This is a genomic window from Salinimicrobium oceani (assembly GCF_012037645.1).
Map to the genome: position 1 here is coordinate 1 of NZ_JAAVJR010000845.1, position 404 is coordinate 404.

General features: G+C 38.9%; 2 pseudogenes. One reads left to right on the forward strand and one right to left on the reverse strand.

The features are described from left to right. Positions 1-84, forward strand: a pseudogene (locus HC175_RS24445) (GNAT family N-acetyltransferase); the annotation flags it as partial. Here HC175_RS24445 and HC175_RS19680 read toward each other — a convergent pair. Continuing rightward, positions 81-404: pseudogene (locus HC175_RS19680) on the reverse strand (S41 family peptidase); the annotation flags it as partial. The pseudogenes HC175_RS24445 and HC175_RS19680 overlap by 4 nt on opposite strands.

Here is a 404-nt window from a genome sequence, read left to right on the forward strand (position 1 = left end):
TTCTATGAAAGCCACGGTTTTCAGCAAGTTGGGGAGGGTTATTTGGAGGACGGTATTCCTCACATAGCCATGATAAAAGATTAGCCTTTCAGGATATTTTTATACCTGGCGTTATCATTTAGAACTTCCTTCGCTTTAATTATCTCGGGATTTTTCTTCACGTAATAATCGTACAATCCTTCTTTATAAAAATATCTTTTGATGATCTCTTCAGAAAGAAGGCTTTTTATTTCAGCTTTTTTGGAGGTGAGTGCCTGTTCTTTTGAAGAGGAAATACTGCGCAGCATCTCTTTATAGTCTCCGGAAATTTCCTGTTGATAACCTTCTTTTTCGGCGGCAGCCATTACCTCCTCCAGTTCTTTTTCTGTAGCTGTAGTGTATTCAAAACCGGTGGTTTCCAGGTA